The sequence below is a fragment of the Burkholderia sp. NFPP32 genome, assembly GCF_900119325.1.
Taxonomy (GTDB): domain Bacteria; phylum Pseudomonadota; class Gammaproteobacteria; order Burkholderiales; family Burkholderiaceae; genus Burkholderia; species Burkholderia pyrrocinia_C.
In genome coordinates this window covers 837,247-860,361 of record NZ_FPJP01000001.1, presented here as the reverse complement: position 1 = coordinate 860,361, position 23,115 = coordinate 837,247, and the positions used below count along the sequence as shown (strand labels likewise).

At 66.4% G+C, this 23,115-nt stretch carries 22 protein-coding genes; 11 read left to right on the top strand and 11 right to left on the bottom strand.

The annotated features are described in order from the left end of the window. Positions 1–69 precede the first annotated feature (69 nt). On the bottom strand, positions 70–1,437 hold the full coding sequence (gene ffh, locus BT264_RS04075) for a signal recognition particle protein (RefSeq protein ID WP_047899743.1): 1,368 nt from the start codon (positions 1,435–1,437) through the stop codon (positions 70–72). Positions 1,438–1,526: 89 nt separating this feature from the next. Between ffh and BT264_RS04070 the strand changes: the two genes are divergently transcribed. From BT264_RS04070 to BT264_RS04030, 7 genes are all read left to right on the top strand, one after another. Then, complete coding sequence (locus BT264_RS04070; protein WP_034182665.1) at positions 1,527–2,420, top strand: cytochrome C assembly family protein; 894 nt, start codon at positions 1,527–1,529, stop codon at positions 2,418–2,420. Positions 2,421–2,433: 13 nt separating this feature from the next. Further along, a complete protein-coding gene (locus tag BT264_RS04065; RefSeq protein WP_072436375.1) occupies positions 2,434–2,742 on the top strand; it encodes a PP0621 family protein in 309 nt (102 codons plus the stop codon). Then, positions 2,739–3,329 (top strand): 1,6-anhydro-N-acetylmuramyl-L-alanine amidase AmpD, encoded by a 591-nt coding sequence (gene ampD / locus BT264_RS04060; RefSeq protein ID WP_072436374.1) that lies wholly within the window; start codon positions 2,739–2,741, stop codon positions 3,327–3,329. Before BT264_RS04065 ends, ampD begins: the two co-directional genes overlap by 4 nt. A gap of 451 nt (positions 3,330–3,780) precedes the next feature. Then, positions 3,781–6,786, top strand: coding sequence for a ribonucleoside-diphosphate reductase subunit alpha (locus BT264_RS04050; protein WP_072436372.1), 3,006 nt, complete (start codon positions 3,781–3,783; stop codon positions 6,784–6,786). 363 nt (positions 6,787–7,149) lie between these two features. Then, positions 7,150–8,361 carry a ribonucleotide-diphosphate reductase subunit beta gene (locus BT264_RS04040; RefSeq protein ID WP_072436370.1) on the top strand — a complete coding sequence of 404 codons (1,212 nt, stop codon included), beginning with the start codon at positions 7,150–7,152 and terminating at the stop codon, positions 8,359–8,361. 82 nt (positions 8,362–8,443) lie between these two features. Continuing rightward, on the top strand, positions 8,444–8,770 hold the full coding sequence (locus BT264_RS04035) for a hypothetical protein (protein ID WP_072436369.1): 327 nt from the start codon (positions 8,444–8,446) through the stop codon (positions 8,768–8,770). A gap of 28 nt (positions 8,771–8,798) precedes the next feature. After that, positions 8,799–9,449 carry a histone H1-like DNA-binding protein gene (locus tag BT264_RS04030; RefSeq protein WP_069746258.1) on the top strand — a complete coding sequence of 217 codons (651 nt, stop codon included), beginning with the start codon at positions 8,799–8,801 and terminating at the stop codon, positions 9,447–9,449. Positions 9,450–9,662: 213 nt separating this feature from the next. Here the strand turns inward: BT264_RS04030 and BT264_RS04025 are convergent, their stop codons facing one another. From BT264_RS04025 to BT264_RS03980, 10 genes are all read right to left on the bottom strand, one after another. Further along, positions 9,663–10,136, bottom strand: a complete 474-nt coding sequence (locus BT264_RS04025) for an outer membrane lipoprotein (RefSeq protein ID WP_034182671.1) — start codon at positions 10,134–10,136, stop codon at positions 9,663–9,665. Positions 10,137–10,155: 19 nt separating this feature from the next. Next, positions 10,156–11,094: a carbohydrate kinase family protein gene (locus BT264_RS04020; RefSeq protein ID WP_072436368.1), complete on the bottom strand. Its 939-nt coding sequence runs from the start codon at positions 11,092–11,094 to the stop codon at positions 10,156–10,158. Between the two features lie 86 nt (positions 11,095–11,180). After that, positions 11,181–11,684, bottom strand: a complete 504-nt coding sequence (gene tpx, locus BT264_RS04015; protein ID WP_034182673.1) for a thiol peroxidase — start codon at positions 11,682–11,684, stop codon at positions 11,181–11,183. A 73-nt stretch (positions 11,685–11,757) separates the two neighbouring features. Beyond that, positions 11,758–13,101, bottom strand: a complete 1,344-nt coding sequence (locus BT264_RS04010) for a DUF3426 domain-containing protein (RefSeq protein WP_072436367.1) — start codon at positions 13,099–13,101, stop codon at positions 11,758–11,760. A gap of 45 nt (positions 13,102–13,146) precedes the next feature. Beyond that, the gene (gene prmA / locus BT264_RS04005) at positions 13,147–14,049 is read right to left on the bottom strand and encodes a 50S ribosomal protein L11 methyltransferase (protein WP_072436366.1); all 903 of its coding nucleotides are present in this window, start codon (positions 14,047–14,049) and stop codon (positions 13,147–13,149) included. A gap of 2 nt (positions 14,050–14,051) precedes the next feature. Continuing rightward, positions 14,052–15,419 carry an acetyl-CoA carboxylase biotin carboxylase subunit gene (accC, locus tag BT264_RS04000; RefSeq protein ID WP_072436365.1) on the bottom strand — a complete coding sequence of 456 codons (1,368 nt, stop codon included), beginning with the start codon at positions 15,417–15,419 and terminating at the stop codon, positions 14,052–14,054. Between the two features lie 85 nt (positions 15,420–15,504). After that, positions 15,505–15,978 (bottom strand): acetyl-CoA carboxylase biotin carboxyl carrier protein, encoded by a 474-nt coding sequence (gene accB / locus BT264_RS03995; protein ID WP_072436364.1) that lies wholly within the window; start codon positions 15,976–15,978, stop codon positions 15,505–15,507. A 66-nt stretch (positions 15,979–16,044) separates the two neighbouring features. Further along, entirely contained in the window at positions 16,045–16,497 is a 453-nt protein-coding gene (aroQ, locus tag BT264_RS03990; protein ID WP_072436363.1) for a type II 3-dehydroquinate dehydratase, read from the bottom strand. A 194-nt stretch (positions 16,498–16,691) separates the two neighbouring features. Next, positions 16,692–17,243: a TlpA family protein disulfide reductase gene (locus BT264_RS03985; protein WP_072436362.1), complete on the bottom strand. Its 552-nt coding sequence runs from the start codon at positions 17,241–17,243 to the stop codon at positions 16,692–16,694. 7 nt (positions 17,244–17,250) lie between these two features. Continuing rightward, complete coding sequence (locus tag BT264_RS03980) at positions 17,251–17,895, bottom strand: UDP-N-acetylmuramate--alanine ligase (RefSeq protein WP_072436361.1); 645 nt, start codon at positions 17,893–17,895, stop codon at positions 17,251–17,253. A 235-nt stretch (positions 17,896–18,130) separates the two neighbouring features. Here BT264_RS03980 and mpl point away from each other — a divergent pair, with 235 nt between their 5' ends. The 4 genes from mpl to aroE all read left to right on the top strand — a co-directional run bounded on the left by mpl (position 18,131) and on the right by aroE (position 23,113). Next, complete coding sequence (mpl, locus tag BT264_RS03975; RefSeq protein WP_072436360.1) at positions 18,131–19,516, top strand: UDP-N-acetylmuramate:L-alanyl-gamma-D-glutamyl-meso-diaminopimelate ligase; 1,386 nt, start codon at positions 18,131–18,133, stop codon at positions 19,514–19,516. After that, positions 19,513–20,082 carry a YqiA/YcfP family alpha/beta fold hydrolase gene (locus BT264_RS03970; protein ID WP_072436359.1) on the top strand — a complete coding sequence of 190 codons (570 nt, stop codon included), beginning with the start codon at positions 19,513–19,515 and terminating at the stop codon, positions 20,080–20,082. The genes mpl and BT264_RS03970 overlap by 4 nt, the downstream gene beginning before the upstream one ends. An 80-nt stretch (positions 20,083–20,162) precedes the next feature. Beyond that, a complete protein-coding gene (locus BT264_RS03965) occupies positions 20,163–22,250 on the top strand; it encodes an RNB domain-containing ribonuclease (RefSeq protein WP_072436358.1) in 2,088 nt (695 codons plus the stop codon). Further along, complete coding sequence (gene aroE, locus BT264_RS03960) at positions 22,247–23,113, top strand: shikimate dehydrogenase (protein WP_034182683.1); 867 nt, start codon at positions 22,247–22,249, stop codon at positions 23,111–23,113. The genes BT264_RS03965 and aroE overlap by 4 nt, the downstream gene beginning before the upstream one ends. Positions 23,114–23,115 lie beyond the last annotated feature (2 nt).

Genomic DNA, 23,115 nt, shown 5'->3' with positions numbered 1-23,115 from the left:
AAATAAGGATGAAGCAGAACGGACGGCGCGCGCTACAGCAAAAACCCGCGCGCCGGCCGACGGGCGGAATCAGCGCATGCCGGGCATCATGCCCTTCAGGCCGCGCATCATCTTCTGCATGTTGCCGCCCTTCAGCTTCTTCATCATCGTACGCATCTGGTCGTACTGGTTCAGCATCCGGTTGACTTCCTGCACCGGCACGCCCGCGCCGGCCGCAATGCGGCGCTTGCGCGTCGCCTTGATGATTTCGGGTTTCGCGCGCTCGGCGGGCGTCATCGAGCTGATGATCCCTTCCATCCGGCGGATCTGCTTTTCGGCCTGGCCCATGTCGGCGCCGGCCGCGGCCTGCTGGAATTGCGCGGGCAGCTTGTCCATCAGCGACGACAGGCCGCCCATGTTCTTCATCTGCGAGATCTGCGCGCGGAAATCGTTCAGGTCGAAGTCGCCGCCTTTCTTGACCTTGTCGGCGAGCTTCTGCGCGGCCTGCACGTCGACGCCGCGCTGCGCTTCCTCGACGAGCGCGAGGATGTCGCCCATGCCGAGAATCCGGTTCGCCATCCGGTCGGGGTGGAACACCTCGAGGCCGTCGAGCTTCTCGGCGACGCCGACGAACTTGATCGGCTTGCCCGTGATGTGGCGCACCGACAGCGCGGCGCCGCCGCGCGAATCGCCGTCGAGCTTGGTCAGCACGACGCCGGTGAGCGGCAGCGTGTCGTTGAACGCCTTCGCGGTGTTGACCGCGTCCTGGCCGAGCATCGCGTCGACGACGAACAGCGTTTCGGCCGGCTTCAGCGTGCCGTGCAGCGCGGCGATTTCCTGCATCATCGCCTCGTCGATGCCGAGGCGGCCGGCCGTGTCGACGATCAGCACGTCATGGTAGTGGCGCTTCGCCCAGTCGACGGCCGCGATCGCGATGTCGACGGGCTTCTGGTCCGGCGTCGACGGGAAGAAGTCGGCGCCGACCTGTTCGCTCACCGTTTTCAACTGCATGATGGCGGCCGGGCGATACACGTCGCACGACACGGTCAGCACCTTCTTCTTGTACTTCTCGCGCAACAGCTTCGCGAGCTTGCCGACGGTCGTGGTCTTGCCTGCGCCCTGCAGGCCGGCCATCAGGATCACGGCGGGCGGCGTGACCGCGAGATTCAGCTCGGCGGCCTTGCCTTCGTAGTCGCCGCCGATCACGGCGGTCAGTTCCTTCTGGACCACGCCGACGAGCGCCTGACCCGGCGACAGGCTGCTGATCACTTCTTCGCCGAGCGCCTTTTCCTTGACCTTGGCGATGAATTCGCGGACGACCGGCAGCGACACGTCGGCTTCCAGCAGCGCGAGACGCACCTCGCGGAGCATCTCCTGCGTGTTCGCCTCGGTAAGCCGGGCCTCGCCGCGCAGCGTCTTGACGACGCGCGCCATCCGTTGAGTGAGATTGTCGAGCATGGGGAGCGATGGACAGTGGGGCCCGAAGGCGCGGCGGAACCGAACAAAGGGAGCCGTCGCGGGAAGGGGGCCTAGTGTAAACTTCGAACATGGATATTGTACTGTATGCCCTCACCGCATTCCTGTACGGCGGCCTCGCCGTCGCAGGCTGGCGCACGCACCGCCAGGGCGCGACGCCGCTCGTCGCGAGCGTGCCGGCCGTGCCGGTTCCCGCGTCCGCCGCGTCCGGGATGAGCGGGGCCGGCCGCGCGCTGCTGTTCGCCGCGCTCGTCGCGCACGGCGTGCTGCTCCACATGACGATTTTTCCGAACGACGCGATGGTGTTCGGCTTCGCGTTCGCGCTGTCCGCGATGTTCTGGCTCGGCGCCGGCATCTACTGGATCGAGAGCTTTTTCTTCCCGCTCGACAGCCTGCGGCTGCTGGTGCTGCCGCTCGCGTGCGGCGCGTCGCTGCTGCCGCTGGTGTTCGGCGGCGTGCGGGTGCTTCCTTATGCCGCAGCGCCGCTGTTCAAGCTGCACTTCCTGATCGCGAACATCGCGTACGGCCTGTTCGCGATCGCGGCGCTGCACGCGATCCTGATGCTGATGGTCGAGCGGCGCCTGCAGTCGCTGCGCAACGGCGGGCGCGACGGCTCGACGGGCTGGATCGCGAGCTGGCTCGAAACGCTGCCGCCGCTGCTCACGCTCGAGAAGCTGCTGTTCCGCCTGATCGGCGCCGGCTTCGTGCTGCTCACGCTGACGCTCGCGTCGGGCATCCTGTTCAGCGAGCAGGTCGACGCGCGCGCGCTGCGGCTCGACCACAAGACCGTGTTCGCGATCCTGTCGTGGCTGATGTTCGGCGGCCTGCTGGTCGCCCGCAAGACGTCGGGCTGGCGCGGGCGCGGCGCCGCGCGCTGGGTGCTCGTGTCGTTCGCCGCGCTGCTGCTCGCGTATGTCGGCAGCCGGTTCGTTTTCGAGGTGCTGCTGCACCGTTCCGTGGTTTGACCGCAGGTTTACGATGCGACAGATTCTTCTCCTGATTCTTCTCTTCTTCGCCGGTTCGTGGCTCGCGCGCAAGCTGCGCCAGGCCCAGGAGCACGCGCAGGCACGCACCGGCCGCGGCGCGGGTGACGGCGGCGCGCCGGATGCCGGCGCTGCGCGCCCGAACGGCGACGCGCGATCGCTGCCCGAGCCGATGGTGCGCTGCGCCGAATGCGGCGTGCATGCGCCGAAGGGCGATGCCGTCGTCGCGGGCGGCGAATACTTCTGCAGCGCCGAGCACGCACAGCGCCACGCCGCGCGCGCGAGCGGTCACGACGCACGATGAGCGACGCGCCGCCGTTGTCGGTCGACGCGAACGGCTGGGTGCGCGAAGCGCGCCATGCGCCGTCGCCGAACTTCGAGGCGCGGCCCACGGGGGCGGTGCCGACGCTCGTGGTCGTCCACAACATCAGCCTGCCGCCCGGCGAATTCGGCGGCGACGCGATCGAGGCGCTGTTCCTGAACCGCCTCGACTGCGATGCGCACCCCTATTACCAGAGCCACCTGCGCGGCGTGCGCGTGTCCGCACACTTCCTGATCCGCCGCGGCGGCGAGCTCGTGCAGTTCGTGTCGTGCGACGAGCGCGCGTGGCACGCGGGCTCGTCCGAGTTCTTCGGCCGGGCGCGCTGCAACGATTTCTCGATCGGCATCGAGCTCGAAGGCGCGGACGACGTGCCGTTCGACGACGCGCAGTACGCGATGCTCGCCGCGCTCTCGCGCGCGCTCGCCGCACGTTATCCGGTCGACGCATTCGCGGGGCACTCGGACGTCGCGCCGGGCCGCAAGACCGACCCGGGCCCGCATTTCGATTGGCAACGCTTCGCGAGCGATGCCGGTTTTTCCGCCGAATACTTTCCTTTCCGTCAGCACTGATCGCGGGGTTTTTTGACCGGAGAAAGTTTTTTCTCCGACCAATGCCTTGTCGTGTCGGCGCGCGAGCGATGTCAAGACCTCTATCGCAAATTATCCGTTTGGACGTCGTCCGAATGTCCACTATACTTGGTGCCAGTTGAGCAGTTCTGTACTAGATATAGTGTGTGTCGCAGGGGAAACCCGAGCGGCACCGGCCGGCGGGCAACGCCGGCGGACAGGGTTCTCAGGGCGGCGCGTCAGGCCGGGCGGTCAGAGCGTCGCGATCAGCGCAGCGAATTTCGACGGGGCGGGGTACACATGACGAAGCACACGACCGGCTCGGTTGTCGCGCATCGACCGAACCGGCTTCCCCGACGCATCGCTCGCCTCTTACCGCTCGCGCACCGCATTGCGCAGCGTTCGTTTTAATCCGCGGTTCTCTCCGCACCATCCAACACCAGGAGCTTTGCACATGCAAACCACCGACAACGCGACGTCCCAGTACGAGAGCGCCTCGAGCCGTCCGCTCGGCGGGACCGAACAGGGCGCGCAAGCGCTCGCGCCGCAAGCCACGTTCGCCGACTACAAGGTGATCCGTCGCAACGGCAGCGTGGTGTCGTTCGAGCCTTCGAAGATCGCGATCGCGGTGACCAAGGCTTTCCTGGCCGTCAACGGCGGGCAGGGCGCGGCATCGGCGCGCGTGCGCGAGCAGGTCGAACAGCTGACGCACAACGTCGTGCGCGCGCTCGTGCGCAGCCGCCCGAACGGCGGTACGTTCCATATCGAAGACATCCAGGACCAGGTCGAACTCGCGCTGATGCGCGGCGGCGAGCACAACGTCGCGCGTGCGTACGTGCTGTATCGCGAGAAGCGTCACCTCGAGCGCCAGCATGCCGGCGAGGAAGCCGCGGCGGCAGGCGGCGAGTCGAGCACCGGCATCAACGTCGTCGACAACGGCGTCTCGCGTCCGCTCGACATGAACGCGCTGCGCGCGCTGATCGTGTCGTCGTGCGATGGCCTCGGCGCTGCGGTTAACCCTGAGCCGATCGTCGCGGAGACGGTGAAGAACCTGTACGACGGCGTGCCGATGAGCCAGGTCTACGACTCGGCGATCCTCGCTGCGCGCACGATGATCGAGAAGGACCCGGCATACAGCCAGGTCACGGCCCGCATCCTGCTGCACACGATCCGCCGCGAGATCCTCGGCGAGGAAGTCCTGCAGGCGGAGATGTCGACCCGTTACGCGGAGTACTTCCCGCAGTTCCTGAAGCGCGGCGTCGACGCCGGCCTGCTCGACGACAAGCTGCTGCAGTTCGACCTGAAGCGCCTCGGTGAAGCGCTCGACGCGAACCGCGACCTGCAGTTCGGCTACCTCGGCCTGCAGACGCTGTACGACCGCTACTTCCTGCACGTCGACGGCACCCGCATCGAAATGCCGCAGGCATTCTTCATGCGCGTCGCGATGGGCCTGTCGCTGAACGAGATCGACCGCGAAACGCGCGCGATCGAGTTCTACAACGTGCTGTCGAGCTTCGACTTCATGAGCTCGACGCCGACGCTGTTCAACTCGGGCACGCACCGCTCGCAACTGTCGTCGTGCTACCTGACGACGGTCGCGGACGATCTCGACGGCATCTATGAAGCGCTGAAGGAAAACGCGCTGCTGTCGAAGTTCGCCGGCGGTCTCGGCAACGACTGGACGCGCGTGCGCGCACTCGGCTCGCATATCAAGGGCACGAACGGCAAGTCGCAAGGCGTGGTCCCGTTCCTGAAGGTCGTGAATGACACGGCCGTCGCGGTCAACCAGGGCGGCAAGCGCAAGGGCGCGGTCTGCGCGTACCTCGAATCCTGGCACCTCGACATCGAGGAATTCCTCGAGCTGCGCAAGAACACGGGCGACGATCGCCGCCGTACGCACGACATGAACACGGCGAACTGGATTCCCGACCTGTTCATGAAGCGCGTGATGGAAGGCGCCGACTGGACGCTGTTCTCGCCGTCGACCTGCCCGGACCTGCACGACAAGTTCGGCGCCGATTTCGAGAAGGCTTACACGGCTTACGAAGAGAAGGTCGCGCGCGGCGAGATCAAGCTGTTCAAGAAGATCCCGGCGCAGCAGCTCTGGCGCAAGATGCTCGGCATGCTGTTCGAGACGGGTCACCCGTGGATCACGTTCAAGGATCCGTGCAACATCCGCTCGCCGCAGCAGCACGTCGGCGTCGTCCACTCGTCGAACCTGTGCACGGAAATCACGCTGAACACGAGCGACACCGAAATCGCGGTGTGCAACCTCGGCTCCGTGAACCTGCTCGCGCACCTGGTGAAGCAGGCCGACGGCAGCTACGCGCTCGACCACGACAAGCTCAAGCGCACGATCAGCGTCGCGATGCGCATGCTCGACAACGTGATCGACATCAACTACTACGCGGTGCCGAAGGCGCGTAACTCGAACCTGAAGCACCGCCCGGTCGGCATGGGCATCATGGGCTTCCAGGACTGCCTGCACCTGCTGCGCACGCCGTACGCGTCGGAAGCGGCGGTCGAGTTCGCCGATCGCTCGATGGAAGCGGTCTGCTACTACGCGTACTACGCGTCGACCGAGCTGGCCGAAGAGCGCGGCCGCTACTCGAGCTACCGCGGCTCGCTGTGGGATCGCGGCATCCTCCCGCAGGACACGCTGAAGCTGCTGACGGAAGCGCGCGGCGGCTACGTCGAGGTCGACACGTCCGAGTCGCTCGACTGGACGACGCTGCGTTCGCGGATCGCCGCGCACGGCATGCGCAACTCGAACTGCGTCGCGATCGCGCCGACGGCGACGATCTCGAACATCATCGGCGTGTCGGCGTGCATCGAGCCGACCTTCCAGAACCTGTACGTGAAGTCGAACCTGTCGGGCGAGTTCACGGTGGTGAACGAGTTCCTCGTTCGCGACCTGAAGGAACGCGGCCTGTGGGACGAAGTGATGGTCGCCGACCTGAAGTACTTCGACGGCATGCTGTCGCGCATCGACCGCATCCCGGCCGACCTGCGCGCGATCTACGCGACCGCGTTCGAAGTCGATCCGACGTGGCTGGTCGAAGCCGCATCGCGTCGCCAGAAGTGGATCGACCAGGCGCAGTCGCTGAACATCTACATGGGCGGCGCGTCGGGCAAGAAGCTCGACGAGGTCTACAAGCTCGCCTGGCTGCGCGGCCTGAAGACGACCTACTACCTCCGCACGATGGCGGCGACGCACGTCGAGAAGTCGACGGTCGCACACGGCGCGCTGAACGCGGTGCCGACGGGTGGTGCGAGCGGCGGTGGTTCGAGCAGCGGCGGCGCGCAAGGCGCGGCAGGCGGCTTCGGTGCGGCAGGCGGCGATGCGTCGTCCGGCGCGATCGGCGCAGCGGCGGCACTCGCGCCGGTCGAGGCCGACGGTCCGGTGTGCACGATGCGTCCGGGCGATCCGGGCTTCGACGAATGCGAAGCGTGCCAGTAACGCAGCGCGCCTGACCTGAAGATGTGCCGTGCGGCGCGCACGACGACCGATCGAGGTTGAAGTGTGCGCCGCTCTCAACTAAAAAAATGATAAGGAATCTGTAACGCGGCACCAACGTTGCAGGCATCGACAAGCGATCGAAACATCCCCGACGACGTCGCGTTTCGATCAGCGTTCGATGCGTCGAGCGCACCTCGCGATACACGCGCGACACACGTCGCGCTCTGCATGAACGACGATGCGTTGCTCAAAGTGTTGTATCGAGGTCGCAACGCGAATCGAAAAAAGGATTTTTCGTGAGCGAACCCTTTTATCGCTCAGGAAAAGATGGTACAAACCGTTCTAAATTGATGGTGAGAATTTATGCTCAACTGGGATGACGAGAAGACTGCCGTAACTCCCGCGAGCGGAGCGCAGCACAATGCGACGCGCGCCCCCGCAGGAGTGGCTGTCGGAATGCAGGCTGCGTCGCCTGCCGCCCATCAGGTCCGTGACATTTTCGAAGGCGATCTTGCGGTGCCGCCGCAAGCATCGGCTGTTCCCGCCGGCGGTTCGGAAGCGCGGGTCAATGTCGCCGACAAGCGCATCATCAACGGCCAGACTGACGTCAATCAGCTGGTGCCGTTCAAGTACAAGTGGGCGTGGGAAAAGTATCTGGCCGGTTGCGCGAACCACTGGATGCCGCAGGAAATCAACATGTCCCGCGACATCGCTCTGTGGAAGGACCCGAACGGTCTGACCGAGGATGAGCGCCGCATCGTGAAGCGCAACCTCGGCTTCTTCGTGACGGCCGATTCGCTCGCGGCGAACAACATCGTGCTCGGCACGTACCGCCACATCACGGCGCCCGAGTGCCGGCAGTTCCTGCTGCGCCAGGCGTTCGAAGAGGCGATCCACACGCACGCGTATCAATATATTGTCGAATCGCTCGGTCTCGACGAAGGCGAGATCTTCAACGCGTACCACGAGGTCGCGTCGATCCGCGCGAAGGACGAATTCCTGATCCCGTTCATCCACACGCTGACGGACCCGGCCTTCAAGACCGGCACGCTCGAAGCGGATCAGAAGCTGCTGAAGTCGCTGATCGTGTTCGCCTGCATCATGGAAGGCCTGTTCTTCTATGTCGGGTTCACGCAGATCCTCGCACTCGGCCGCCAGAACAAGATGACGGGTGCTGCAGAGCAATATCAGTACATCCTGCGCGACGAGTCGATGCACTGCAACTTCGGCATCGACCTGATCAACCAGATCAAGCTCGAGAACCCGCATCTCTGGACCGCGGAATTCCGCGCGGAGATTCGCGAGCTGTTCAAGCAGGCTGTCGAACTCGAATACCGCTACGCCGAGGACACGATGCCGCGCGGCGTGCTGGGTTTGAACGCGTCGATGTTCAAGAGCTATCTGCGCTTCATCAGCAACCGCCGTTGCCAGCAGATCGGCCTCGATCCGCTGTACCCGAACGAGGAAAACCCGTTCCCGTGGATGAGCGAGATGATCGACCTGAAGAAGGAGCGCAACTTCTTCGAGACGCGTGTGATCGAGTATCAGACGGGGGGCGCGCTGTCCTGGGAATGACCCGCAGCAGCGAACCCGTTACATGATGGAGCAGCCGGCGGCCTCTCGGCCCCGGCCCAAGGTTTAGGAGCAAGAACGCCTGATGCAAAGCATGCCCGGTGCCTTAGCGGCCCAACGACACGACAGGCACTTTGCGAACCCTTCAGTGGGATGGGCAAACTTCCCTCCGGATAAAGCGGACGGCCGTGTGGCGGTCCGCTTGATCAAGCGATTAGGGGTAGCGGCGCGAGGTGCGCCGGCTACCGACTTGATTTGGCGCGCGAGGCCGGGTGGTCACGCGCGCCATACCGTATTCATTAGCGTAAGCGCGCGGTATCCGCGTACGCCGATGAATAGCCCGCTTCGAAGCGCACGTCCTGAACAGCGTCCGCGGGAAGCGGGTTTTGACGAAGGGTGTAGTTTGAACTGACTCTCATCTGAACCTGAAGGAGAACAACATGGCTACCGCCAAGAAAAAACCGGCTGCTAAGAAAGTTGCTGCCAAGAAGACCGTCGCGAAGAAGGCCGCTGCTCCGGCGAAGAAGGCCGCCGCAGTGAAGAAGGTTGCTGCGAAGAAGGTCGCGGTGAAGAAGGTTGCCGCGAAGAAGGCAGCACCGGCGAAGAAGGCCGCTGCGAAGAAGGTCGCGGCAAAGAAGGTCGCAACGAAGAAGGTTGCAGCCAAGAAGGTCGCAGCCAAGAAAGTCGCAGTGAAGAAGGTTGCTGCGAAGAAGGCAGCGCCGGCCAAGAAGGCCGCTGCGAAGAAGGTTGCAGCCAAGAAAGTCGCAGTGAAGAAGGTTGCTGCGAAGAAGGCCGCACCGGCCAAGAAGGCTGCTGCCAAGAAGGCTGCGCCTGCGAAGAAGGCTGCTGCCAAGAAGGCTGCGCCTGCGAAGAAGGCCGCTGCGAAGAAGGCTGCGCCCGCCAAGAAGGCTGCCCCTGCGAAGAAGGCTGCCGCTCCGGCGAAGAAGGCTGCTGCTCCGAAGAAGGCCGTCGTGAAGAAGGCTGCACCGGCAACGACCGCGTCGACCGCATCGGTCGCGCCGGCATCGGGCGTGAAGACCGCGCTCAACCCGGCAGCGGCATGGCCGTTCCCGACCGGCAGCCGTCCGTAATCGCGGCTGACCAGCATCACCCGGGCACTCACGTGGTGTCCGTGGGTTGAGTAGCGCTACTCAATCAGTCCCGCCATCTGGCTCAGGTGGCGGGATTTTTTTCGTCCGTATTCGCCCATGTACCGGCCGCGGCGAGGACGGACGAAAAAAAACGCATGTGCAGCTTCGCACATGCGTTCGACTGCGGCTTGCGCCGCATGCTGAGGTACCCGGTTAGTGCGTGACGCGCGTGACGCCGCCGCTCGACAGCAGCCGCACACGCTCGCCGGCGCGGAACGCTTCGCCGCTTGCTGCCTGCGTGATCGAGCGCAGGTCGCCGTTGTCGAGGCGCACGGTGATTTCGACACCGTTCGCCGTGCTGAGGTTTTCGCCGACCGCGTTGCCCGCGACCGCACCGACGAGACCGCCGGCGATTGCCGTCAGGATCGATCCCTTGCCGCCGCCGATCGCGCTGCCTGCGACCGCGCCGAGTGCGCCGCCGCCGAGCGTGCCGATCGCGCTGCCGCCGCCGTCGGACTGGATGCGCACCGCACGGACGCTTTCGACCGTGCCCATGCGGACCGTCTGTTCGCGCTGCGCCTGGCCGACGCTATAGACATCTGCCGAACCGGGTGCCGTGAAGCAGCCGGCGAGGGTCAGCGTGGCAGTCAGCATGGCCGCGAGCGTGAGGTTTTTTTTCGTCAACATTTTGGCTCTCCCACAATATTCATTTGAGACTGTAACCGAATGCAGCCTCGAAGCGCGCGTCGATTTCGGCGCGCGTCAGTACGTAAGTCTGGGGCCCCTGGTGAGCGATCTTGATCGAACCCATCAGGCTCGCGAGGCGGCCCGTGGTTGCCCAGTCGAGGCCGTTCTCGATACCGAACAGCAGGCCGCCCCGGAAGGCATCGCCGCAGCCGGTCGGATCGACGACACGTTCGGCCGGCACAACCGGAATCTGATCCGTGCCCTGCTTGTGGCGGATGGTCGCGCCGTGCTCGCCACGCGTAATGACGAGGGCGTCGACCCGGCTGGCGATTTCGTCTTCGGACCATCCCGTTTTGTCGCTCACCAGCTTGGCCTCGTAGTCGTTGACCGCGACATAGGTTGCAAGTTCAATGCTGCGGCGCAGCGTCGCGCCGTCGAACAGCGGCAGGCCCTGGCCCGGATCGAACACGAACGGCACACCGGCCTTGGCGAGCTCTTCCACGTGCTGCACCATCCCGTCGAAGCCGTCGGGGCCGACGATCGCGAGCTTGATGTCCGGCGCGTCGCCCGCATGGTTCAGGTGCGACTGCATCATCGCGCCGGGGTGGAACGCAGTGATCTGGTTGTTGTCGAGATCGGTCGTGATCATCGCTTGCGCCGTGTACGTGTCGGGCAACACGCGAACGTGATCGCAGCGCAGGCCGAGCTGATCGAACCGGTCGAGATACGGCTGCGCGTCGAGCGCGCCCATCGTCCCCATCATGCGCGCATCGCCGCCGAGCAGGTGCAGCGCGTACGCGATGTTGCCCGCGCAGCCGCCGAATTCGCGGCGCATCGTCGGCACGAGGAAGCTCAGGTTGATGAGGTGCACCTGGTCGGGCAGGATGTGCTCGCGGAACCGCCCTTCGAAGGTCATGATGGAGTCGTAGGCGATCGAGCCGCAAATCAGCGTAGCCAAGGTGTGCGTTCCTGTAGAAATGAAAGGCCCTGCGCGACAGCGCCGCGCGAAGGGCGCGGCGCGGCAGGGGACAGCGGGGGGAAAGCTTACTTCAGTGCGGCGAGCGCGGCGTCGTAGTTCGGCTCGTCCTTGATCTCGCCGACGAGTTCCGCGTGGATCACCTTGTCCTGCGCGTCGAGCACGACGACGGCACGTGCGGTCAGGCCGTTCAGCGGGCCGCTCGTCACGTCGACGCCGTATGCGTTCGCGAACGCGCGGCCGGTGCGGAACGTCGAAGCCGTCACGACGTTCGCGAGGCCTTCGGTCGTGCAGAAGCGCGTGGCGGCGAACGGCAGGTCGGCGGACACGACGACCACGACCGTGTTGTCGAGCGACGACGCGGCTTCGTTGAACTTGCGGGTCGACGTCGCGCAGGTCGGCGTGTCGAGGCTCGGCACGATGTTCAGCACCTTGCGCTTGCCGGCGAAGCTGGCGAGCGACAGGTCGGCGAGGTCCTTGCCGACCAGCTTGAAATCGGCGGCTTGGGCGCCGACGGCCGGGAACGTGCCGGCGAGATCGATCGGGTTGCCACCCAGCGTAACTTTGCTCATGTTCGTGCTCCGAAATAGCGCGCCGCTCGGGCGCGCGGGTTGAGACGGGCGCGCAGGCGCGCGCCGCGGCGCGTCACGGATAGAAGATCTGGACGCGGAAATTCGAGGCGGGCGTGCCGTTCGTTTCGACGCGGACGATCATCGTCTGCGTCTTGCCGGGCGGCAGCCCGGCGTCGATCGGCGTACCCGGGCGCACGTAGTCGCGCGGCGCGAGCACGCGGCGCACGGTCACGTGATTGGTGTCGTCGAGCAGCGTCAGTTCGAGCGACGGGTACGCGAGCGCGACGCGGTAGCGGTTCGTCAGCGGCACTTTCAGCTCGAGCACGCGCGGGCCGTCGAGCTGGCGCAGGTCGGTCGCGTCGAGCCGCAGGCCGTCGATCGCGCGCGGCGGCGCGACCGTGCAGCCGAGCGGCGCGCAGGCCTGACGGAACCAGCCTTGCGTGACGGGCCAGTAGATCATCAGCGTCTCGCGCTGCCACCATGCGAGTTGCGCGACGAGCAGGAAGGCCAGTACCGCGGCGACGAAACCGCCGAAAAAGCCGCCGAGCCCCCCCCGCCGCTGCGGCGCGCGCGTCTCGCGCGTGACGGCGAAGGGCGGGCGATCGTCGTCGGTCGGCGCGGCGGGGAACGGCGCGGCGGTGACCGCGGCCGGTGTTTTGTCGTGCCGGGCGGCGGCGTCAGGTTCGGATCCGGTTTCGGGTGCGGTGACGGCCGGCGCCGGAGCGAACGCAAAACGCGGTTCGCGCGGCGCGCGCTCGTCGTCCGGTACGGCGAAGTGCGCGTTGCCCACGGGTTCGGTGTCGTCGGTAGCGGTTTCTGCTTCCGACGGAATGTGGGCGACGAAGCGGGGCTCATGCGGGTCGCGTTCGACGGGGGACACGACGGGCGCCGGCGATGCTTCGATTTCCCGTTCCGTCTGCGTCGAATGCGGTTCGGCCGGTTGTGCGGCGTCGGCGGATGCATCGAGCTCGGTCGGGGACGGGAACGGCGCGGGCGTACCCGACAGGTGAACGATGCCGGCTTCGGTGGACGGGAGCGCGAGCGGCACCAGCGGCGCAGTGCGCACGGTCTGCACGTTGTGCTGCAGCGACGGATCGACGCCGGCGTCGAGCCATGGCGCCCACATGTCCCAGCCTTCCGGCTTGTAATCGGTGTCGGACGGCAACCCGGCCGGCGCGTCGGCGGCGAACAGCCGCGCGGGCGCGGCCTGGTGGTGCGCGTCGCCGTTCTCCGGCGCGGCAGCCGTTTCGGTCAATGCCGGTTCGGGCTGCTGCGCGTGCTCGGGAACGAGCGATTCCGACGCGTTGAAGACTTCGTGGCAATGCCCGCAGCGCACGAGCCCTTCATGCAGCGAGAGCTGTTCCTGCTGCAGCCGGAAGACGGTTTCGCAATGGGGGCAGCGCGTCGCAAGAAGCATGTCGAGCCGGGCGGCCTGCTGGCCAGAGTAAAGGACAGCGCTATTCTAATGGCTTTCCCGCCGGGTTCCGGCAAGGCATACCCAACCTTCGTGTTCGCGCCAGACCGAGATGTCGATGTAGCGCGCATAGACGGCCGCGACTTCGTCCGCCTGGCGCGCGAGCACGCCCGACAGCGCGATGCGCCCGCCCGGTTTGACCTTCGACGCGAGCATCGACGCCATCAGCTTCAGCGGGTTCGACAGGATGTTCGCGACGACGATGTCGAATTCGCCCTCCGGGCACGCATCGGGCAGCCCGTACGTGACTTCCGCGCGGTTGCGCTCGCTGTTCTGCCGTGCCGACTCCACCGCCTGCGGATCGATGTCGATGCCGATGACGGGGTTCGCCCCGCATTTCTTCGCGAGGATCGCGAGAATGCCGGAGCCGCAGCCGTAGTCGAGTACCGACTGGCCGGGCTTCACCGATTGTTCGAGCCACTCCATGCAAAGGCGCGTGGTCGGGTGGCTACCGGTACCGAACGCGAGGCCGGGGTCGAGTTCGAGTACGAGCGCGTCGGGATCGGGCGCGTCGTGCCACGACGGCACGACCCAGATCCGCTCGCCGATCGGGATCGGCTCGAACTGCGATTGCGTGAGCCGCACCCAGTCCTGTTCCTCGACTTCGCGGACGTCGAATTTCGGCGTCCCGGCGAGGCCGATCTCGTTCGCGGCCGCCGCGAGCAGCACGGCCGGATCGTGGTCGGGCGACAGCAGTGCGACCACGCGCGAGTGCTGCCACGCGGTGCGGTCGGGCACGAGGCCGGGCTCGCCGAAGAGCGGCTGTTCGTCGGGCGTGTCGGCGTCGGCGTCCTCGACGGACACCGACAGCGCGCCGAGGTCGAGCAGCGCGTCGGACAATGCCTCCGCGTGCTCACGGGCCAGTTCGACGACGAGTTCGCGATAGCTCATGCTTACGCTTCTTCCGGTGCGACCTGCTGCTTCTGTGCGAGCCGGTTTTCGAGGTAGTGGATGCTGGTGCCGCCTTCGACGAACTTCGAGTCGATCATCAGCTCGCGGTGCAGCGGGATGTTGGTCTGGATGCCTTCGACGACCATTTCCGACAGCGCGATGCGCATCCGGCTGATCGCCTGCTCGCGGGTCGCGCCGTAGGTGATCAGCTTGCCGATCATCGAATCATAGTTCGGCGGCACGAAATAGCCATTGTAGGCATGCGAATCGACGCGCACGCCGGGGCCGCCCGGCGTATGCCACGACGTGATCCGGCCCGGCGACGGCGTGAACTTGAACGGATCTTCCGCGTTGATCCGGCATTCGATCGCATGTCCGCGGAACTGGATGTCGCGCTGGCGCAGCGCGAGCTTCTCGCCGGCCGCGATGCGGATCTGTTCCTGCACGATGTCGACGCCCGTGATCAGTTCCGACACCGGATGCTCGACCTGCACGCGCGTGTTCATCTCGATGAAGTAGAACTCGCCGTTTTCGTACAGGAATTCGAACGTGCCTGCGCCGAGGTAGCCCATCTTCTTGCACGCGTCCGCGCAGCGGTCGCCGATGCGGTCGATCAGGCGGCGCGGAATGCCGGGTGCCGGCGCTTCCTCGATCACCTTCTGGTGGCGGCGCTGCATCGAGCAGTCGCGCTCGCCGAGCCAGATCGCGTTCTTGTACGCGTCGGACAGCACCTGGATCTCGATGTGGCGCGGGTTCTCGAGGAACTTCTCCATGTACACCTGCGGGTTGCCGAACGCGCGGCCGGCTTCCTCGCGGGTCATGTTGACCGCGTTGACGAGCGCGGCCTCGGTGTGCACGACGCGCATCCCGCGCCCGCCGCCGCCGCCCGCCGCCTTGATGATGACCGGGTAGCCGATCGTGCGCGCAATCTTGACGATCTCCTTCGGATCGTCCGGCAACGCGCCTTCCGAGCCCGGCACGCACGGCACGCCGGTCTTGATCATCGTCTGCTTCGCGGTGACCTTGTCGCCCATCATCCGGATCGTTTCCGGGCGCGGGCCGATGAACGTGAAGCCCGACTGCTCGACGCGTTCCGCGAAATCGGCGTTCTCCGACAGGAAGCCGTAGCCGGGGTGGATCGCCTCGGCGTCGGTGACTTCCGCGGCGCTGATCAGCGCCGGCATGTTCAGGTAGCTCAGGTTCGACGGGGCCGGGCCGATACAGACGGCTTCGTCCGCGAGGCGTACGTACTTGGCTTCCTTGTCGGCTTCCGAGTAGACGACCACCGTCTTGACGCCGAGCTCGCGGCACGCGCGCTGGATGCGCAGCGCGATTTCACCGCGATTGGCAATGAGGATTTTTTCAAACATAGCGAGTATTCGTCTCTTCGAGGGGCGCGCGAACGGCGCCTGGCGAGCATCGGCGGCGCGCGGCTGGCTTAGCCGCGCGGCGGACTTAGCCGATCACGAAAAGCGGCTGGCCGTATTCGACGGCCTGGCCGTTCTCGACGAGGATTTCCTTGATCACGCCGGCTTTATCGGACTCGATCTCGTTGAGCAGCTTCATCGCTTCGATGATGCAGATCGTCTGGCCTTCCTTGACCGTGTCGCCGACCTGGACGAACGGGTCCGCGCCCGGCGACGGCGCGCGATAGAACGTGCCGACCATCGGCGACGTCACGACGTGGCCCTGCGGGACGGCCGGCGCGGCTGCGGCGCCGGCTGCCGGTGCAGCGGCACCGTCCGTCGGCAGCGCGGCCGACGGAGCGGGCGCGCTGAATTGCGGGGCATACCCAGCCGTCGGCTGTACGTAGACCGGCGGTGCGTTCTTGACGATGCGCACCTTGCCTTCGCCTTCCGTCACTTCCAGCTCGGAGATGCCGGATTCGGAAACGAGGTCGATCAGAGTTTTCAGCTTACGAAGATCCATCGGGAATTCCCCTTTCAATACGTGAAAGCGCCGGTTAGGGGCCGGCGCTGAATCTAGATCGCGAAATCAGCCGCGCGACGTGCCTTGCAGCTTGTCCAGCGCGTACTCGAGCGCGTACAGATAACCTTTCCAGCCGAGCCCGCAGATCACGCCTTCGGCCTGGTCGGAAAAGTAGGAGTGGTGCCTGAACGCTTCGCGGCGATGCACGTTCGACAAGTGAACCTCGACGAACGGGATGCCAACGCCGGCGATCGCGTCCCGGATCGCGACGCTCGTGTGCGTATACGCGGCCGGATTGATCAGGATGAAATCGGTCTGTTCCTCCCGCGCGGCCTGGATGCGGTCGACCAGCGCGCCTTCATGGTTGCTCTGGAACGACGACAGTTCGGCGCCGGCTTCCCGGGCACGCGCGGCAAGCGCCTGATCGATCTGTGTCAGCGTGACGCGGCCGTACACCTCCGGTTCCCGGGTGCCGAGAAGGTTCAGGTTGGGGCCGTGCAGCACCAGCAATCGTGTCATGGTCGCTTCTATTTCTGCGGAATTGCGCGAACTTTAGCGCTATTTAGAGAAATTTGTCTAGTTTTGCCGAACGGCCGAGTTCGCCGGACCTGCAAGAATTACCGGTGCGGATGCAAAGTATCGGCGAATTCACGCGAAATTGCGGCGATCGACGGACAAATTGCTGCGAACGTGCGGGCCGGCGTTCGGGCAGCTTACAGCGCGTCGAGCGTCTTTTTCAGCTCGGACGGCTGGATTTGTCCCAATTTTGTCTCGCGAATCTTGCCGGTTTCGTCGATGACGACCGTAAACGGCAACGCGCCAGCGGTGTTTCCGAAATTACGGGCCAGATCAGCGCCCGCATAACCGCTGATGAAAACCGGATAGTCGACCTTCACTTTCTGCAGAAAGTTCTTCACGTTCTGCTCGGAATCGACGCCGATCCCGATGAAACGGATGCCTTTCTGTTTGTACTGATGCGACAGCGCGACGAGTTCGGGCATCTCTTCGACGCACGGGCCGCACCATGACGCCCAGAAATTGACGACGACCTTCTGGCCCTTGAAGGCAGCCAGCGTGGCCGGCTTGCCGTCGACACCCGTCAGCGCCGCTGCCCACAACTGGTCGACCGGGCTGCCCGCTGCGGCGGGCGAGGCGACGGCGACGCCGTCGTCGGCATTGCCGCGGAACCAATGGCCGGCGGTAATCCCGCCGGCGACAGCGGCGGCCGCGACCACCGCGAGTGCCAACATGCGTTTCATCATCATCGTTGAATCATTCAGGTTCGGAAGGGGCTTTGCCTGCTTCGACGAGCGTACGCAGTGCGGCGGCATCCGCGCGGGCGACCCGGCCGCGCGAGTCGGCCTTGACCGCGCCGCGCAGGTCGTCGCTCGCATAGAGCGCGAGGTGGATGCCGATCGCGTCCACCTCGCGCCGCGGGCGCCACAGGAAGCTCAGCGTCTCGACGTCGCCGCGGCCCGCGAAGTGCCGCGTCTCGGACACGTCGTACTGGATGTTCTGGTTCAGCAGGTAGATCGCGACGTCCTTCGGGTTGTCGGTGAATGCCTGCAGATGGATATCCGAATGCGCGTTTGCGGTGCCGTTCAGCACGGCGCCCGTCACATACGGACGGAACTCGGCGAGCCGGCGCATCCAGTCGAGCGCGATCTCGCGCAGCAGGCGCAGTTCGTCCGGCTGCGTGTCGCTCTGGAATAGTGCGAGGTACTCGCGCAGTTCTTCCTCGATCTGATCGTTATCCGGCAGCCATTCGCCGGCAACGCGCGAATCGCCGAGCAACTGGCGCGCGGCCTTGCGTTTCGCGCCGGCATAGTCCAGCCCGTCCTCCGCGATCAGGCGGGCGGCGGACTGAGCGATTTCCTCGCGGACGCGCCGCGGGTCGACAAGAGGTTTGCGAGACATGATCCGGCAATCATACTAGATCGCCGCGGCGCCCGAACACGGGTGCGGCGGCCTGCCGCCCGGTGCGCCGGCGGCGTTCGCGCGCATCGTTCGGGCCGCCGGGCGCGGCAGGCCGTCAGTTACAATACTGCTCTTTGTGTCGCGGCGACGAGCGCCGGTCGCACGGCCTGTCCGGCGCGCCGCAGACGCATCTTTTCCGAATCGACGGCGCCCGGCGGCGCGAAAGCATTCATCTATGCACATCCACATTCTTGGCATCTGCGGCACCTTCATGGGCGGTCTCGCCGTACTCGCGCGCGAGGCGGGCCACACGGTGACGGGTTGCGACGCGGGCGTCTATCCGCCGATGAGCACGCAGCTCGAGGCGCAGGGCATCACGCTGATCGAGGGCTACGGCGCCGAACAGATCGACCTGAAACCGGACCTGTTCGTGATCGGCAACGTCGTTACGCGCGGCAATCCGCTGATGGAGGCGATCCTCGATCGCGGCCTGCCGTACGTGTCGGGCCCGCAGTGGCTCGGCGAGCACGTGCTGGCCGGCAAATGGGTGCTCGCGGTCGCGGGCACGCACGGCAAGACGACCACGTCGTCGATGCTCGCGTGGCTGCTGGAGGACGCGGGCCTGAACCCGGGCTTCCTGATCGGCGGCGTGCCGCTGAACTTCGGCGTGTCGGCGCGGCTCACCGATTCGAGCTTCTTCGTGATCGAGGCCGACGAATACGATACGGCGTTCTTCGACAAGCGCTCGAAGTTCGTCCATTACCGGCCGCGCACCGCGGTGCTGAACAACCTTGAATTCGATCACGCCGACATCTTCCCGGATCTCGCCGCGATCGAAACGCAATTCCATCACCTCGTGCGCACCGTGCCCGGTGTCGGCCGGATCGTCACGAACGGCCGCTCGGACGCGCTCGAGCGCGTGCTGGCGCGCGGCTGCTGGAGCGAGGTCGAGCGGTTCGGCGTCGACGGCGGCTGGCAGGCGCTGCCGGCCGAGGACGGCGTGCCGGTCGACGAGCGCTTTGCCGTGTATTCGCACGCGGAGCGTGTCGGCGAAGTCGCGTGGCAGGTGCAGGGCGATCACAACCGGATGAACGCGCTCGCGGCGATCGCCGCCGCGCGCCACGTCGGCGTGCCGCCCGCGCAGGCCGCAGCCTCCCTCGCAGCGTTCCGCAACGTGAAGCGCCGCATGGAAGTGCGCGGCAGCGTGGACGGCGTGACCGTCTACGACGACTTCGCGCACCATCCGACCGCAATCGAAACCACGATCGCCGGCCTTCGTGCGCGCATCGGTAGCCGGAATGCCCGCATCCTCGCGGTACTCGAGCCGCGCTCGAACACGATGAAGCTGGGCGTGATGAAGGCGCAATTGCCCGCGAGCCTGGCCGATGCCGATCTCGTGTTCGGCTACGGCGCGCCGACCGGGCGCGACGCGCTCGGCTGGAATCTCGGCGAGGCGCTCGCGCCGCTCGGCGGCAAGGCGCACGCGTTCGACGATCTGCATCTGCTGGTGAAGGCCGTCACCGAGGCCGCGCGCCCGGGCGACCACGTGCTCGTGATGAGCAACGGCGGCTTCGGCGGCGTGCACCAGAAGCTGCTCGATGCGCTCGGGGGCCGCACGTGATCCTGTATCTGCACGGCTTCCGGTCGTCGCCGGAATCGCAGAAGTCGAGGCTGCTTGCCGCGCGGATGGCCGAACTCGGCCGCACGGCCGAGTGGCGTTGCCCGTCGCTGTCCGTGTCGCCGCTCGACGCGATCGCCGTCGCGGAAGCCGAGGTTGCCGGCGCACGCGACGTGACCGTCATCGGCAGCTCGCTTGGCGGCTACTACGCCACGTGGCTGGCCGAAAAGCATGGCTGGAAGGCCGTGCTGCTGAATCCGGCCGTCGTGCCGCAGCGCGATCTCGAGCAGCATCTGGGCGAACAGCCGCTGTGGCACGGCGGCGGCACGATCGTCGTCGAGCGCCATCACCTGCACGAGCTCGATGCGCTGCGCGTGCCGGCGATCACGCGTGCCGAGCGCTACTATCTGTTCGCGGCGACCGGCGACGAAGTGCTCGACTACCGCGAGATGCTGGCCCATTACCCGGGCGCGAAAACGCGCGTGATCGAAGGCAGCGATCACGGAATCAGCGAATTTGCCGACTATGTCGACGACGTTCTCGCGTTTTGCGACGGAAAAGCGCGATAAACCGGCCGCGTGCCGATCGAATCCCCATCATCATGCGGCGCCGCCGATGCGGCGTCCGGCAGTCTGAACGAGAGTACTGAGTGAACGTTTTCTTCGAGGAATCGGGCAGTTTCAAGGCGGGCAGCGTGCTGTCGCGCCAGGGCGACGCATTTCAGGTCGAGTTGCCCGGCGGGCGGCGCGCGAAGGTGCGCGCGAAAGACGTGCTGATCGAATTCGACAAGCCGGCCGCGGGCGAACTGATGCAGGAGGCCGACACGGCCGCGCAGCAGATCGATCTGGATTTCCTGTGGGAATGCGCGCCGGCCGACGAGTTCGCGTATACGGCGCTGGCCGAGGAGTACTTCGGCGCGGCGTACGGCCCGGTCGAGCGCGCGGCGCTGGTGCTGCGGCTGCACGGCTCGCCCGTCTACTTCCGCCGCAAGGGGCGCGGCCAGTACCAGCGCGCGCCGGAAGAGCAGCTCAAGATGGCGCTCGCGTCGCTCGAGCGCAAGCGCCAGCAGGCGCTCGTCCAGGCGCAGTATGAAGAGGAGCTGAAGGCCGGCAAGCTGCCGGAAGCGTTCGCGGGCAAGGTGCTCGGGCTGCTGACGCGGCCGGACAAGAACGCGATCGAATACAAGGCAATGGAAGCGGCCGCCGGCGCGCGCGGCGTGTCGCCGGCGCGGCTGATGCTCGACTGCGGCGGCATCGCGTCGCCGCGTGCGCTGCACGAGGCGCGCTTCCTCGCGGAATTCTTCCCGCACGGCACGGGCTTTCCGCCCGTCACGGTCGGCGCGCTGCCGGACGACCTGCCGCGCGCGAACGTCGAGGCGTTCTCGATCGACGACGTCACGACGACCGAAATCGACGATGCGTTCTCGGTCGAACACCTGTCCGACGGCCGCGTGCGGATCGGTGTGCACATCGCGGCGCCGGCGCTCGGCATCGTGCGCGGCGACGCGATCGACGCGATCGCGCGCACGCGCCTGTCGACCGTCTACATGCCGGGCGACAAGATCACGATGCTGCCGGACGACGTCGTCGACGTGTTCACGCTGAAGGAGGGCGATTACCGCCCGGCGCTGTCGCTGTACATCATCGTCAACCGCGAAACGCAGGACATCGTCGCGAACGAGACGCGCGCCGAACTCGTGTTCGTGAAGAACAACCTGCGTCACAACACGCTCGACGAGCTCGTCAACGAAGAGACGCTCGCGGCCGGCACCGGCGACTACCCGCACAAGGACGACATCGCCGTGCTGTGGCCGCTCGCGCAGGCGCTGTTCGAGAAGCGCCAGCTCGCGCGCGCGGGCTACGGCCTGAAGCGCGAAGTGCAGCGCAACACCGACTACAACTTCTACGTCGAAGGCGAGCACGTGTCGATCACGCCGCGCCGCCGCGGTTCGCCGCTCGACCTGATCGTGTCCGAGCTCGCGATCCTCGCGAACTCGACCTGGGGCGCGTTCCTGCACGATCATACGGTGCCCGGCATCTACCGCTCGCAGCGCGGCTTCGGCGCGCCGGGCCCGAAGCGCACGCGGATGCAGACGACGGCCGCGCCGCACGAAGGCCTCGGCGTGCCGCAGTACGCATGGAGCACGTCGCCGCTGCGCCGCTACGTCGACCTCGTGAATCAGTGGCAACTGCTCGCATGCGTGCAGCATGGCGTCACCGCCAAGCTCGCTGCGCCGTTCAAGCCGAAGGACGCCGACCTGTACGCGGTCGTGCAGGGCTTCGACGACACCTACACCGCGTACGCCGACTACCAGCGCCGGATGGAATATTTCTGGTGCCTGCGCTGGCTCGCGCAGGAGCAGAAGAAGCAGGTCGTCGCGAGCGTCGTGAAGGGCGATCTCGTGCGCCTCGAGGAAATTCCGTTGCTGCTGCACGTGCCGGGGCTCGGCGTGCATGCGCGCGGCACGCGCGTGCTGCTCGACGTGATGTCGCTCGACGAGCTGACGATCGAGGCGTCGGTGCGGCTGCTGAACGTGCTCGATGCGCCGACCGTGACCAGCGGCGACGCGGCCGAGGAAGAGGATGATGCCGAAGGCGGCGACGACACGCTGATCGACGCGGAAGACGCCACGGCGGAAACCGAGGCGGAAGCGCTGGCCGAAGCGGACGGTGCGGCGGCAGGTGCGGGCGGCGAAGCCGCGAGCGGCAACGACGGCGAAGAGGGGCGCGCATCATGAACGCGGTTGCGTCGACGAGCGGCGCCGACCGCTACGTAGTGTTCGGCAACCCGGTGGCGCACAGCAAGTCGCCGTTCATCCACGCGCAGTTCGCAGCGCAGACCGGCGAGGCGATCGAGTACGCGCACCGGCTCGCGCCGGTCGACGGTTTCGAAGCGGCCGTGCGCGCGTTCGTTGCCGAAGGCGGTCGCGGCGCGAACGTGACGGTTCCGTTCAAGCTCGAAGCGCATGCGCTCGCCGACACGCTGTCGCCGCGCGCGGCGGCGGCGGGCGCGGTGAACACGCTGCGCATCGACGCCGACGGAAGCATCTACGGCGACAACACCGATGGCGTTGGTCTGGTGCGCGACATCGAAGCGAACCTCGGCGTGTCGCTCGCGGGCGCACGCATCCTGCTGCTCGGCGCGGGCGGCGCCGCGCGCGGTGTCGTGCTGCCGCTGCTCGAGCGCGCGCCGCTGTCGATCACGATCGTGAACCGCACCGCCAGCAAGGCCGAGGCGCTCGTCGGCCAGTTCATGCAGGCCGCGCACGATGCGGGCTGCACGCTCGCGGGCGGCGGCCCCGACGTGGTACGCGCGGAGCCGTACGACGTGATCGTCAATGCGACGGCCGGCAGCCTCGATGCCGCGCTGCCGGCGTGCGACGCGGCCGCATTCGGCGCAGGCACGTTGGCGTACGACATGATGTACGGCGCGCAGCCGACCGTGTTCATGCAGCATGCGGCGTCGCTCGGCGCACGCACGGCCGACGGGCTCGGGATGCTCGTCGAGCAGGCGGCCGAATCGTTCTTCATCTGGCGCGGCGTGCGGCCGGACGGTGCACCGGTGCTTGCCGCGCTGCGCCAGGCGCTCGCGGCGAGCTGAAC